Origin of the sequence: Micromonospora sp. NPDC005979 (assembly GCF_040614415.1) — a bacterium.
Taxonomy (GTDB): Bacteria; Actinomycetota; Actinomycetes; order Mycobacteriales; family Micromonosporaceae; genus Micromonospora.
The window spans coordinates 78,174-89,843 of record NZ_JBEXUR010000019.1 but is presented as its reverse complement, the minus strand read 5'-3'; the positions used below and the strand labels follow the sequence as shown (position 1 = coordinate 89,843).

The following is an 11,670-nucleotide window of genomic DNA, read 5'->3' as shown; positions in this document are numbered from 1 at the left end:
ATGGAAAAGTTTTTGCAGAGCATGATTGCAAACATTAATGATTCAGCAAATATCAGGTGGGATATTGATCGAGGCGGGGTTTCAACGTTATTTGTGGAGCCGATCAACGCCGGGCCCTGTCCATTCAGTGTGGCCTGGAGTGCGCACGAGACTGTTGTCGGTTTCGCGCTCAACTCTCGCATAGAATTTGGGCCGGGCGACGAGGACCTACCGCTCATTGCGAAAGTAATCGGCGCGTGCATCGATGGGCGGGTGGCACTGGTTAATTCGGGCCGGCGGGGCGGCGCGGCGATCGAACTCGATGATGGCTCGGTTGTAGGTGACTCCGGCGCAGTTCGCAGGACGAACATTGAACGACGATTTTCCTACCAGCCCTACCAGCGGACCGAACGTAATTGACTGAGCTCGGGGGCTTGCGGACTTAGCGCCCGCAAGCCCCCGAACCGTCTTGATCGGTTGCTTCCGGTCGGGTCCGCTTACGCGGCGCTACGTCCGCGACGGTTCCCCGTCGGCGCCGAGCAGGCACGATCACCGCGAACATGGGTGGGCTTCGCGGACGTCCGCACGGCTGACCCATGTTGACCGGTGCGACGACCGGCGGGCTACTCGCACCCTTCCGACGGCGCACCACACCGCGTTCGGCCCAGCGTTGTGCTGCACGCCCGCTTCCTCGCCGCGTTGCGCCTCGGCGACACCGATCTGGCCCTGCGCCACCACCGGACCGCCGTCCGCCGCGACGACTGGTCCCTGCTGCCCGCCGAGCACCGGGCGGCGCACCCTCGTCGACGCTGCCCGCGCCCACCTCGACAGCGGCGACTTCACCGGGGCCGGGTGCGCGCTGGCCGACCTGATCGACCCCGGCGTCCCGGAAAGTGCGGTATCCGATCGCGCCGGACAGCCCGGCTTCCAGGAAGCCGAGTCGATCATGGCCAGCAGGTGGGAACGGGTGGTGGGCGGCGGTATGCGGCAATCGGTCCGGGCGCTCAAATTGACCTAGCCATTTGCATCTAGCGATGCTCAACGCGGCTGTCGTAGGGTTCCGGCAGCACCTCGAAAGATGCCGGAAATTGGCTCCTATGCCCTACTTTGCGCTGCGCGTCGAATGGTGGGGGCAATGACGCAATTCGCCGAAGACCTTACGGTAGATGACCCCGGCTGGGTGGACGAAGTCCTGTTCGCCGGCCGTCCGACCGATGTTTGTCTCCGCCTGCCGGAACCGATCGACCGGGCCACCCTGCACCGGTTGGTGACCGCCGCGCAGGACCGGCTGACCGCTGCCGGACTACGTGCCGGTGGCGCCGTGGCGCTGCGGTTGCCGCCGTCGCTGGCGTACGTCGTCAACCTGCTCGCCGCCTGGCGGGCGGGAGCGCAGGCGATCCTGCTCGACCACCGGCTCACCGACCACGAGGTGGACCGGGCGCTGACCCGGCTCACCCCGCAGGTGGTCGTCGCGCCGCTGCGGACCGGCGGGGGCGCGTTGAAGGTGTTCGTCGACGTCACCGAGAGCGTCACCCGGTACGCGGACGGCCCAGCGGTCAGCGGCCACGCCGTGATCCAGCTCAGCTCCGGCTCGACCGGCCCGTCCAAGGTGATCGGCCGTACGGCCGCGGCCCTGGTCGCCGAGGTGCGCCGCTACACCCGTATCGACGGGGTGGCGCTGCCCGGCGAGCGGATCATCCTGCTGCCCTCCATGGTGCACGTGCTCGGCCTGGTCGGGGGCCTGCTCTACGGTCTGCACGCCGGTGTGGAGCTGGTACCGCCGCAGCGGCTCAGCGGCGACGCCGTGCTGGCCGCCATCGCCGCCCAGGCCACGCCGGCCACGGTGCTGGGCGTGCCGTTCCACATCGGTCTGCTCGCCTCCAGCCGGCCGACCGGTCCGCTGCCGCAGTTCCGCCGGATGACCACCGGCGGCGAGCTGGTCCCGGCCGCGGTGGCCCGGGCCTTCACCGACCGGTACGGGGTCCCACTGGGCAACATGTACGGGATGACCGAGGTCGGGGTCATCGGCACCGACCTGTACGGCGCGCACCGCCCGTCGATCGCCCCCGCGCCCGGCATCGAGGTCCGCGAGTCCGGCGGTGAGCTGTGGGTGTCCTGCCCGGCGTCGCCGTACGTCGGGTTGAGCGACCCCACCCGCTGGGCCGACGGCTGGCTGCACACCCGCGACGCCGGCACCGTCGACGCCGACAGCGGCCTGGTCACCGTGCGCGGCCGCCTCGACTCGCAGGTCTCCGTGGGCGGGATGAAGGTCGACCTCACCGAGGTGGAGGCGACCGTCGCCGAGCTGCCCGGCGTGGCCGCCGCCGTGGTGGTGTGGGACGACGGCATCACCGCCTACGTCCAGCCCGACGGCCCGCTGTCCGAGGAGATCCTGGACAAGCTCCTCGCTGAGCGGTTGGCCGGCTACAAGCGACCACGGGTGGTGCGCCTGCTCGAGGCCTTGCCCCGTACCACCACCGGCAAGCTGGTCCGCTCCACCGACGCGTTGCGCTCGGCGGTGACGTCGTGACCGGCCCGCTGCGCCACCTCGACGCCGACCCCCGCGCCGCCAAGCGCGCCGACTACCGCGCCGCCACCCGCGCGCGGCGATCGTACGGCGGGATCCGGCCGACCGCCGGTGTCCCGACCGCCCCAGACCCATTCGGTGTCCCGATCGGACACCGTCACGTGGCTTACGCAGAGAGGGTATCCATGAGAGCCGAGGTCCGCGCCTTCGTCGTCGAGCAGCTCGTCGACATGAACTACGACGTCGAGGGGCTCGACGACGACACCACGCTCGGCCCGTCCGGCGTCGACCTGGAATCTCTGGCCCTGTCCGATCTGGCCGTCCGCGTCGAGGACCAGTTCGGCCTGACGTTCGCCGACGACGAGTCGGAGAAGCTCGCGCTGATGACGGTCGGCGAGTTCACCACGATGGTCGCCGACCGCGTCGCCGAGGCGAAGCGCGACGACGCCTGATGACCGGTCAGCCCGACCTGGGGCGAGCTGACCTGCTGAGCATGCTCGCCGAACCCACCGCGAAACCCGCCGACGAGGTCCCGGACCGGGTCGGCTCGATGGAACTGGCCTGGCTCGTGCACCTCGTCGAGCAGCGCTACCAGCGTGAGCTGGACCTCACCGAGGACGACCTGGCCGGCATCCGTACCGTCGACGACGCCCTGGCGGTCCTGCGGGCGTCGTTGACCGCTCCCGCAGATGGCTGAGCCGCCCGTCGTCCAGCTCACCGGTGTGCACGCGGTCAGCGCCCTGGGGCGGGGCGCCGAGGCGCAGCTCGCCGCCACGCCGGCCTTCGGACCGATCCGTCGCTTCGACACGAGCGCACGCCGGGTCACCGTGGCGGCCACCCTGTCCGAGGTCGGCACCCTCGCCGACGAGCTGGCCGACGCGATCGACGCGGCCTGCCGGACGGCCGGCCTGGTCCGCGCCCGGCGCGCGGGGTGTGCGCTGCTGCTCGCCGTGCACGGCGGCCCGGCCGCCGGCGTGGAGCCGGTCCCGTCCGCGCTCGCCGGTCAACTCGCCGCCGGGTGTGGGCTGTCCGGTCACACCCGGGTCTACACCAGCGCGTGCGTGTCGGCGAGCACGGCGGTGGCCGACGCCGCCACCCTGATCAGCCGGGGTGATCTGGACCGGGTGGTGGTGGCCGCCGGTTATCTCGTCGAGCCGGACCAGTTCGCGCTCTTCGACGCCGGCCGTGCCCTCGCCGACGACGGCGCGGTGCGCCCGTTCAGCGCCGGCCGCCGGGGGTTGCTGCTCGGTGACGGCGTGGCCGCCGTGGTGGTCGAGTCAAGCGCCGAGGCGCGGCGGGGCGTGGAGCCGGTGGCGACCGTCGCGGGCTGGGGCCGCGCCGGGGACGCGTACCACCCGTGCCAGCCGGACCCGACCGGCGCCGGGCTGGCCCGCGCGGCCAGCGCCGCGCTGCGCCGGGCCGGGCTGCCGCCGCAGGCGATCGGGTACGTCAACGCCAACGCCACCGGCACCGCCCAGAGCGACGCCGCCGAGGCCGCGGCGCTGCGGCGGGCCCTCGACGGGTACGCCACCGACGTGCCGGTCAGCTCCACGAAGGGGTTGCACGGGCACGCGTTGGAGGCGTCCGGGCTGCTCGAACTGGTGGTCACGGCGATGGCGCTGCGGGCCGGCGAGTTGCCGGTCAACGCCGGCTGGCAGGCCCCCGACGAGGCGTGTCCCGTCAACGTCATCACGGCGGCGTCGCGCCGTGCGCCGGTGACCCACGCGCTGACCCTCAACTCCGCGTTCGGCGGAGCCAACACCGCGCTCCTGGTCGGCGCGCCATGACCACTCCGACCTCCCCGCGATCTTGCACTTTCTGTGGTGACGAATCCGGCGAAGAACGCGAATCCACAACAGAAACCGCAAGATCGCGGGAGGTAGGGGTGGGGGAGGCAGGGGTGCGGGAGCTCGCGCGGGCGCGTTGGCCCGAGCCCGGGGACGGGGGCGTGCCGGGGGTGCCGGGGTTCGTGCACTCGACGTTCGCGCCCACGGTCGTGGCGGTCGGCGAGCGGTGCCTGCGGCGGCGGTACGGGGACCAGCCGGTGCCGGAGGAGGTGCGCACCGCGATCGTGCTGGTCAGCGCCAGCGGTGACCGGGCCAGCGCCGACCACGTACGCGTGACCGTCGAGGCTGGCGGCCGGATCGGGCCGCTGTTCTTCTACCAGTCCGTGCCCAACAGCGTCGCCGGGCACCTCGCCGCCCGCTGGGGACTGCGCGGCCCGGTGGTCTGCCTCAGCCCGACCGGCGACCCGTGCGCCGAGGGCACCGCGCAGGCGGCCCTGCTGCGCGACGACGGCGACGCCGACGAGGTGTTGCTGATCCTGATCGAACAGACGCCCGACCTGTCCACCGAGGCGGTCGCGGTGCTGCTGGGGGGAGGAGCACGACCATGAGGACACCGGGACTGCGCGGCCGGTTGGCCGCCGACACCGAACTGGGCGCGGGCAACATGCTGGCCCGCGTGCTGGCGCACGGCGCCGACCCGGACGGGCCGGCGCTGACCTTCGACACCGCCGTCGACGGGCATCCGGCGCAGGCGCCGCTCACGCTGGGCCAGCTCGACGAACGGGTCGCCGCCCGCGCCGCGTGGCTGCACGAGCAGGGGGTACGCCCCCGCGACCCGGTGGCCGTCTGGGCCACCGCCGCCGCCGACATGGTGCTGAGCTTCCTGGCGCTGGCCCGGCTCGGCGCGATCCCGGCGCTGATGAACGGCAAGCTCCGTCCGGAGATCGCCGCCGAGTACATCCGTCGGCTGCGCGGTGTCGGGGTGCTCGCTGACGACGCGCACACCGCGCTGCTGGCCGGGCACGAGCTGGGCGTACCGGTGCTGGGCACGCCCGCGCGGGCCGGCACCGGCGACCCGGCGGCGGCCCCGCCGCACTACCGGCACCACCCGGACGACCCGATCGTGATCACCCACACCTCCGGGACGACCGGGGTGCCCAAGGCGGTGCTGCACTCCCACGCCAGCCTCTTCGCGGCCACCCGGCACCTGCTGAGCATGCCGCAGGCGCAGGGCACCAGCCGGATCCTCAACGCGCTGCCCGCGCCGCACACCGCGACCGTGCTGATGGTCAACCAGGCGCTCGGCAACCGCGCGGAGATGTTCCTGCTCTCCGAGCAGGGCGGCGAGCGGGTCCTCGACGCGATCCAACGCTGGCGTCCCGACGGGGTGTTCGGTTTCTCGGTCACCTGGGCCGAGCTGGCCCGGTTCGACCTGTCCGGGTACGACCTGGACTCGGTGCGGCTGTGGTTCAACACCGGCGACTGCTCGCACGAGCCGCACATCCGCCGCCTCGTCGCGGTCGGTTGGCACGACACCGTCACCCGCGACGGGGTGGCGCGGGTGCCCGGCTCACTCTTCATCGACGGGCTGGGCTCCAGCGAGATGGGGCACTCGATGTTCCACATCACCCACCGCGCCGACACCGACCGGTACGGCCGCTGCATCGGCCGGCCGTACCAGTTCACCAAGGTCGCGGTGCTGGACGCCGACGGCGAGCCGGTGCCGGTCGGCGAGGTGGGTTTCCTGGGCGTCGACTCGCCGTCGCTGTTCCGGGGCTACTGGAACGACTCGGCCACCACCTACCGGTTCCGCCAGCGCGGCTGGTACCTCACGGGCGACCTGGTGCGCGCCGACGCCGAGGGCCGGTACTACCACCTGGACCGCGCGGTCGACTCGGTCGACGCCGGGGACGGACGGCGGTTCTTCACCGCGCTGTCCGAGGAGCGGATCCTCGCCACCTGCCCGGACGTCACCGACTGCACGGTGGTGATCGTCGCCGAGGACGGGCGGGTGGTGACCGACGTGCTGCTGGAGCTGGCCGCCGGCGCCGACGAGGCCGAGGACCGCACCGAACGGGTCCGCGCCGCTCTCGGCGCGGACGTCGGCGCCACGCTGCGCCGGGTCGTGCCGGTACGCTCCGACGACATCCCGGTGACCGTGACCGGCAAGGTCCGCAAGGTGGCCCTGCGGGAGCGTTACCTCACCGAGGCCGCGTCGTGAGCGGGCGGGTCGGAGCGCCGGCGTGAGCGAGCGGAGCGAGCGAACCAAGCAGCTCAGCCGCTCGGAGTCTCGCGCCGGCGCGGAGCGAAGCGGAGTGCCGGCGTGAGCGCGCTGATCACCGGGATGGGCCTGTTCAGTCCGGTCGGGCGGGGCGTCGAGGAGACCTTCGACGCGTTGACGACCGGGCGGTCCGGGCTGACCCGCCCACCCGAGGGCCATCCGGCGTCGGGTTCGCTGGACGTCGCCGGTCTGCTGCCCGACATCGACCCGCGCAGCGTCCTGCCGGGGCCGGAGAGCCGGGTGTTGGACCGGACCGTGGTCCTGGCGCTGCTCACCGCCGCCGACGCGCTCGCCGACGCCGGCATCGAGGTGGGCCGCGACGTCGACCCCTCCCGGATCGGCGTGATCGTCGGGGGTGTCGGCGGGATGGCCACCCTGGAGTCGCAGGTGCTGGCCCGGGCGGCGCGGGGACGGTCGGCCGTCAGCCCGTACCTGCTCACGGGCATCCTGCCGAACATGCCGGCGGCGCGGATCGCCATCGCGTACGGCATCCGGGGTTACAGCTCGTCGGTCGGCACGGCCTGCGCCTCCGGGGCCCAGGCGGTCGCCGACGCGGTCCGGCTGATCCGGTGCGGGGAGGCCGACGTGGTGGTCTGCGGGGCCAGTGAGGCGCCGCTCTTCCCGACCTTCACCGACACGTTCGGCAACGCGCGGGCACTGGCCCGCGCCGGAGGCGATCCGACCCGGGCGAGCCGGCCGTTCGACACCTCCCGCAGCGGGTTCGTGCTGGCCGAGGGGGCGGCGCTGCTGGTCCTCGAACGCGCCGAGCACGCCGCCGCGCGTGGCGCCCGGGGGTACGCCGAGGTGGCCGGCTACGGCGCGACCACCGACGCGTACCACCCGACCGCCCCGCGCCCGGACGGCGCGGGCGCGGCGGCGTGCATCCGGGGCGCGCTGCGCAGCTCGGGAGTGCCCGCGGCGGCGGTCGGCTACGTCAACGCGCACGGCACCGGTACGAAGCTCGGCGACATCGCGGAGACCACGGCCCTCGCGGACGTGTTCGGCGACGGCGGTGTGCCGGTCAGCTCCACCAAGGCGCTCACCGGTCACCTGCTCGGCGCGTCCGGGGTGTTGGAGACGGCGGCCACCGCGCTGGCACTCGGTCGGGGGTTGCTGCCGCCGACGTACCACCTCGACGACCTGGACCCGGCCTGCCCGGGCGACCACATCCGGGGGGCGCCCCGCCGGACCGATGCGGAGTACGCGCTGACCAACTCGTTCGGGTTCGGCGGCCAGAACGTGAGCCTGGTGCTCGCGCGGGTCGCCGAGCCGAGGAGGTGAGCGACGCGCATCCCGGGCTGGGGGCGTCCGGAGGGCAACACGGGCGAAGCATGGGGAAGGGCACGTGACGACATGGACATCCGTGGTATCGACCACATCGAACTCTACGTAGGCGACGCCCGACAGGCGGCGTTCTGGTTCAGCACCGCCGTCGGTTTCCAGCTCTGCGGGCAGGGCGGCCCGGAGACCGGGCTGACCGGGCAGCGCTCGCTGCTGCTTCGCCACGGCGACATCCGACTGCTGCTCACCTCGGGGCTGAGCGTCGACCATCCGGCGGCCCGGTACGTGCAAAGGCACGGCGACGGCATCGCGGTCGTCGCCGTCGAGGTCGACGACGTCGTCGGCGCGTACGCCGAGCTGCTGGCCCGGGGTGCGACGGGCGTGACGCCGCCGACCACCCGCACCGGCGCGGACGCCGAGGTGGTGACCGCCGAGGTGGAGGGCTTCGCCGACGTGCGGCACCGCCTGGTGCAGCGTCGGGGGAGTCGAAGCGAGTTCCTGCCCGGGGTGATCACGCCGACGCCGCCGGCGAACGAGGAGGAACCCGTCCTCGCCGAGGTCGACCACCTGGCGGTGTGCGTGCCGCCCGGGGAACTCGACGGGACCGTCCGGCACTTCGAGGAGTTGTTCGGCTTCGCGCAGATCTTCGAGGAGCACGTCGAGGTCGCCGGCCAGGGGATGAACTCGAAGGTGGTGCAGAGCCCGTCCGGGCGCGTGACCGTGGTGCTGCTGGAGCCGGACCGCACGCGCCGGCCCGGACAGATCGACGCGTTCCTCGACCAGCACGCCGGTGGGGGAGTGCAGCACCTGGGGCTGCGCACCGACGACATCGTGGCGGCCGTGGAGTCCCTCGGCCGGCGGGGGGTGCGTTTCGCCGGGACCCCCGGTGCCTACTACGACACCCTCCAGGCGCGGGTCGGTCGGGTGGACGCGCCGCTGCACCGGCTGCGTGAGCTGGGGGTGCTCGTCGACTCCGACCACGGTGGACAGTTGTTGCAGATCTTCGCCGAGTCGATGCACGTACGCCGCACGCTGTTCCTGGAGCTGATCGAGCGGCGGGGCGCGAGCGGCTTCGGCAGCGGCAACATCAAGGCGCTCTACGAGGCCAAGGAGCGGGAACTGGCCGCGCAGGCGGTGGGCGCGTGAGCACGCTGACCGCCGCCGAACAGGCGCTGCTGCCCTCCGACGAGGACGTGCGGCACTACGCCGAACACGGCTGGTACCTGTCGCAGAAGATCTTCACCGACGACGAGGTGGACGCGCTCGCCGCCGCCGCGCGGCGCTACTACGACGGCGAGCGGGATCGCCGCCTGCCGGTACGCCCACCGAAGCTCGCCTACTGGGAGCCGTCGAACGGGCCGGTGCAGCGGCACAACGACTACGTCCACCACGAACACGACGGGCTCGGCGCGATCCTGCGCAAGCCGCTGCTCGGCGCGGTGGCCGCCCGCCTGGCGCAGGCCGACGAGATCCGCGTCTTCCAGTCCACCCTGATCCTCAAGCCACCGATCGAGGGCGAGCCGAGCAACATCGTGCCCTGGCACTTCGACAAGCACTATTGGGCGTCCTCGTCGTCGGAGAAGATGCTCACCGCGTTCATCCCCTTGCACGACTGCGGGGAGGAGATGGGCACCATCACGATGGTCGACGGCTCGCACCTGTGGAAGGAGATCGGCGCGGACGACACCGTGGTACGGCACTTCGCCGACCGCGACCGAAGTCAGCTCGAGGAGATGCTGGCCGAGAACGCCGCGTACAACGGCGCGGAGATCCGGAAGATCCCCATGGTCATCCCCCGGGGACACGTGAGCTTCCACCACTGCCGTACCTACCACGGCAGCGGCCCCAACGTCAGCGGTCGTCCCCGACAGGCGATCTCGCTGCACCTGCAGGACGGCGACAACGCCTGGCGGGAGTATCCCCTCTCGGACGGCACGCTCGCCGCGTACAACCACGACGTGCTGGTCCGCCGCACCCACGAGGGGCGGCCGGACTACGCGGACCCCGACTACTGCCCGGTCATCTGGCGCGACCGCGCCCAGCAGGGAGGCTGACATGTCACGGTACGACTGGGGTAGGACGCACCCGGGCATCGAGCGGTTGGAGGCGGCGGTGACCGAGCGGCGCGACGCCGTGGTCAAGCACCCGCTCTACGCCAACCTGGACACCCACGAGGCGCTGGTCACCTTCATGGAGCACCACGTCTTCGCGGTCTGGGACTTCATGTCGCTGTTGAAGTCGTTGCAGCGGCAGCTGACCTGCGTGAGCGTGCCGTGGATCCCGACCGGCCCGACCGGCAGCCGTCGGCTCATCAACGACATCGTGATGGTCGAGGAGAGCGACGAGCTGGGCGAGGGCTACATCAGCCACTTCGAGCTGTACGTGCGGGGCATGGCCGAGGCCGGCGCGGACACCACCGCCGTGAACGCCCTCGTCGACCTGCTGCGCGCGGGCCGGCCGGTGACCGACGCGCTCGCCGAGGCGGGGGCGCCGGCCGCGTCCGCCCGGTTCGCCGCGACCACCTGGCAGATCATCGAGTCGACCCCGGTGCACTGCCAGGCGGCGGCGTTCGCGTTCGGTCGCGAGGACCTGATCCCCGACATGTTCACCCAGGTCGTGACCGTCAACGAGCGCAGTAACCGGCTGCACACGTTCGTCGACTACCTGGAACGGCACATCGAGGTCGACGGCGAGCAGCACACGCCGATGGCCATGCAGATGCTCGCCGACCTGTGCGGCGACGACGACGCCAAGTGGCAGGAGTGCGCCGACACGGTCAACACCGCCCTCGCCGCCCGCGCCCGGCTCTGGGACGACATCCTGGCCGCCGTCAAGGCCCCGGCGTGAGCGACGCCGACCCGGTCCGGCTCTACCGCACGGTCCGGCTGATCCGCCGGTTCGAGGAGCGGGCGGTGGAGCTGGTCCACGGCGGGCAGATCGCTGGCGGCATCCACCCGTACCTCGGTCAGGAGGGAATCGCCGCCGGCGTCTGCGCCACGCTGGGCGTCGACGACGTGCTCGCCGGCACCCATCGCGGGCACGGGCACGTGCTGGCCCGGGGCGCGGACCCGGCGCGGATGCTCGCCGAGCTGTGCGGCCGGGTCACCGGCCTCAACGCCGGCCGGGGCGGCTCGATGCACGCCGCCGACCTGAGTATCGGCGTTCTCGGCGCCAACGCCATCGTCGGCGCGTCCGGGGCGATCATCACCGGCGCGGTCTGGGCCCGCCGCCGGCAGGGCCGGGACACGATCGGGGTGAGCTTCTTCGGCGACGGCGCGGTCAACGAGGGGATGCTGCTGGAGGCGTTCAACCTGGCCGCGCTCTGGCGGGTGCCCGTGCTGTTCGTCTGCGAGAACAACGGCTACGCCACCACCATGCCGGTCGCCGGCGCGGTCGCCGGCAGTATCGCCGGGCGCGCCGCCGCCTTCGGCATCCCCGCCGTCGAGGTCGACGGCCAGGACCCCGAGACGGTACGCGCCGCCGCGTCCGCCGCCGTCGCGCGGATGCGCGCCGGCGGCGGCCCGGAGCTGATCGAGGCCCGTACCTATCGCTTCGACGTCCACCACACCTTCGAACACGGGGTACGCCTCGACTACCGCCCGCCCGACGAGGTGTCCCGGGGTCGGTCCCGGGACCCGGTGGACATCCAGGGCGCACGACTCACCGACGCCGACCGGGCAGCCGTGGACGCCGAGATCGAGGCGACCCTCGACGAGGCCGTGCGCTTCGCCCTGGCCAGCGCGCACCCCGAGCCGGCCGACGCGCTCGCGTACCTGTACGCCAGCGGCCTGACCGCCCGCACCGGAGGTGGCTGA

Annotated in this window: 12 protein-coding genes; all 12 read left to right on the top strand. The window is 72.6% G+C overall.

The features are described 5' to 3' along the window. The 12 genes from ABZ272_RS26770 (at position 1) to ABZ272_RS26715 (ending at position 11,670) form a co-directional block, all read left to right on the top strand. Positions 1-399: a hypothetical protein gene (locus tag ABZ272_RS26770; RefSeq protein WP_355052678.1), complete on the top strand. Its 399-nt coding sequence runs from the start codon at positions 1-3 to the stop codon at positions 397-399. Positions 400-1,114: 715 nt separating this feature from the next. Continuing rightward, entirely contained in the window at positions 1,115-2,509 is a 1,395-nt protein-coding gene (locus tag ABZ272_RS26765) for a class I adenylate-forming enzyme family protein (RefSeq protein WP_355052677.1), read from the top strand. A gap of 182 nt (positions 2,510-2,691) precedes the next feature. Next, positions 2,692-2,958: an acyl carrier protein gene (locus tag ABZ272_RS26760; protein WP_355052676.1), complete on the top strand. Its 267-nt coding sequence runs from the start codon at positions 2,692-2,694 to the stop codon at positions 2,956-2,958. Further along, on the top strand, positions 2,958-3,203 hold the full coding sequence (locus ABZ272_RS26755) for an acyl carrier protein (RefSeq protein WP_355052675.1): 246 nt from the start codon (positions 2,958-2,960) through the stop codon (positions 3,201-3,203). The genes ABZ272_RS26760 and ABZ272_RS26755 overlap by 1 nt, the downstream gene beginning before the upstream one ends. Beyond that, the gene (locus ABZ272_RS26750; protein ID WP_355052674.1) at positions 3,196-4,293 is read left to right on the top strand and encodes a beta-ketoacyl synthase N-terminal-like domain-containing protein; all 1,098 of its coding nucleotides are present in this window, start codon (positions 3,196-3,198) and stop codon (positions 4,291-4,293) included. Before ABZ272_RS26755 ends, ABZ272_RS26750 begins: the two co-directional genes overlap by 8 nt. 113 nt (positions 4,294-4,406) lie before the next feature. Next, on the top strand, positions 4,407-4,901 hold the full coding sequence (locus ABZ272_RS26745) for a beta-ketoacyl synthase chain length factor (RefSeq protein WP_355052673.1): 495 nt from the start codon (positions 4,407-4,409) through the stop codon (positions 4,899-4,901). Then, complete coding sequence (locus ABZ272_RS26740) at positions 4,898-6,514, top strand: class I adenylate-forming enzyme family protein (protein ID WP_355052672.1); 1,617 nt, start codon at positions 4,898-4,900, stop codon at positions 6,512-6,514. The genes ABZ272_RS26745 and ABZ272_RS26740 overlap by 4 nt, the downstream gene beginning before the upstream one ends. Before the next feature lie 102 nt (positions 6,515-6,616). Then, positions 6,617-7,855 carry a beta-ketoacyl-[acyl-carrier-protein] synthase family protein gene (locus ABZ272_RS26735; RefSeq protein ID WP_355052671.1) on the top strand — a complete coding sequence of 413 codons (1,239 nt, stop codon included), beginning with the start codon at positions 6,617-6,619 and terminating at the stop codon, positions 7,853-7,855. Between the two features lie 72 nt (positions 7,856-7,927). Next, positions 7,928-9,001, top strand: a complete 1,074-nt coding sequence (gene hppD, locus ABZ272_RS26730) for a 4-hydroxyphenylpyruvate dioxygenase (RefSeq protein WP_355052670.1) — start codon at positions 7,928-7,930, stop codon at positions 8,999-9,001. After that, positions 8,998-9,909 carry a phytanoyl-CoA dioxygenase family protein gene (locus ABZ272_RS26725; protein ID WP_355052669.1) on the top strand — a complete coding sequence of 304 codons (912 nt, stop codon included), beginning with the start codon at positions 8,998-9,000 and terminating at the stop codon, positions 9,907-9,909. The genes hppD and ABZ272_RS26725 overlap by 4 nt, the downstream gene beginning before the upstream one ends. 1 nt (position 9,910) lies before the next feature. Continuing rightward, a complete protein-coding gene (locus ABZ272_RS26720; protein ID WP_355052668.1) occupies positions 9,911-10,702 on the top strand; it encodes a DUF3050 domain-containing protein in 792 nt (263 codons plus the stop codon). Next, positions 10,699-11,670, top strand: coding sequence for a thiamine pyrophosphate-dependent dehydrogenase E1 component subunit alpha (locus ABZ272_RS26715; protein ID WP_355052667.1), 972 nt, complete (start codon positions 10,699-10,701; stop codon positions 11,668-11,670). Before ABZ272_RS26720 ends, ABZ272_RS26715 begins: the two co-directional genes overlap by 4 nt.

What these genes read in the sequence shown, in the direction of transcription:
- ABZ272_RS26770 (WP_355052678.1), top strand. Translation starts at nt 1, where the DNA reads ATGGAAAAGTTTTTGCAGAGCATGATTGCAAACATTAATGATTCAGCA.
- ABZ272_RS26765 (WP_355052677.1), top strand. Translation starts at nt 1,115, where the DNA reads ATGACGCAATTCGCCGAAGACCTTACGGTAGATGACCCCGGCTGGGTG.
- ABZ272_RS26760 (WP_355052676.1), top strand. Translation starts at nt 2,692, where the DNA reads ATGAGAGCCGAGGTCCGCGCCTTCGTCGTCGAGCAGCTCGTCGACATG.
- ABZ272_RS26755 (WP_355052675.1), top strand. Translation starts at nt 2,958, where the DNA reads ATGACCGGTCAGCCCGACCTGGGGCGAGCTGACCTGCTGAGCATGCTC.
- ABZ272_RS26750 (WP_355052674.1), top strand. Translation starts at nt 3,196, where the DNA reads ATGGCTGAGCCGCCCGTCGTCCAGCTCACCGGTGTGCACGCGGTCAGC.
- ABZ272_RS26740 (WP_355052672.1), top strand. Translation starts at nt 4,898, where the DNA reads ATGAGGACACCGGGACTGCGCGGCCGGTTGGCCGCCGACACCGAACTG.
- hppD (WP_355052670.1), top strand. Translation starts at nt 7,928, where the DNA reads ATGGACATCCGTGGTATCGACCACATCGAACTCTACGTAGGCGACGCC.
- ABZ272_RS26720 (WP_355052668.1), top strand. Translation starts at nt 9,911, where the DNA reads ATGTCACGGTACGACTGGGGTAGGACGCACCCGGGCATCGAGCGGTTG.